Source organism: Bacillus sp. SRB3LM (assembly GCF_015712745.1).
In the GTDB taxonomy this organism is placed as follows: Bacteria; Bacillota; Bacilli; order Bacillales; family Bacillaceae_G; genus Bacillus_A; species Bacillus_A thuringiensis_K.
Window position 1 is genome coordinate 1 of the sequence record NZ_VWVQ01000109.1, and the last position, 558, is coordinate 558.

The following is a 558-nucleotide window of genomic DNA, read 5'->3' on the forward strand; positions in this document are numbered from 1 at the left end:
CACCACGGGACCATTTGGTTGCGGGGACAGGATTTGAACCTGCGACCTTCGGGTTATGAGCCCGACGAGCTACCGTGCTGCTCCACCCCGCGATAATACTATTTATATAAAATTTATATGGTGGAGGATGACGGGATCGAACCGCCGACCCCCTGCTTGTAAGGCAGGTGCTCTCCCAGCTGAGCTAATCCTCCAAAGTGGTGACCCGTACGGGATTCGAACCCGTGTTACCGCCGTGAAAGGGCGGTGTCTTAACCACTTGACCAACGGGCCAAATATTATAAATCCTATGGCGGAGAGCAAGGGATTCGAACCCTTGATACGCTTGTGACGTATACACGATTTCCAATCGTGCTCCTTCGGCCAACTCGGACAGCTCTCCAATGGCTCCGCAGGTAGGAATCGAACCTACGACCGATCGGTTAACAGCCGATAGCTCTACCGCTGAGCTACTGCGGAATAATATTGCCTGGCAACGTCCTACTCTCACAGGGACAAGGTCCCAACTACCATCGGCGCTAGAGAGCTTAACTTCCGTGTTCGGTATGGGAACGGGTG

At 53.6% G+C, this 558-nt stretch carries 5 tRNA genes and 1 rRNA gene; all 6 read right to left on the bottom strand.

Annotation, left to right across the window (positions count from 1 at the left end):
- Window positions 1–15 precede the first annotated feature (15 nt).
- A tRNA-Met gene (locus tag F3I02_RS32340) sits at window positions 16–92 on the bottom strand.
- 26 nt (window positions 93–118) lie between these two features.
- Window positions 119–194, bottom strand: a tRNA-Val gene (locus F3I02_RS32345).
- 4 nt (window positions 195–198) lie between these two features.
- Window positions 199–273: transfer RNA gene (locus F3I02_RS32350), tRNA-Glu, on the bottom strand.
- Between the two features lie 17 nt (window positions 274–290).
- Window positions 291–382: transfer RNA gene (locus tag F3I02_RS32355), tRNA-Ser, on the bottom strand.
- A gap of 2 nt (window positions 383–384) precedes the next feature.
- Window positions 385–459 (bottom strand) — tRNA-Asn (locus F3I02_RS32360).
- 8 nt (window positions 460–467) lie between these two features.
- Window positions 468–558, bottom strand: a 5S ribosomal RNA gene (gene rrf / locus F3I02_RS32365); the annotation flags it as partial.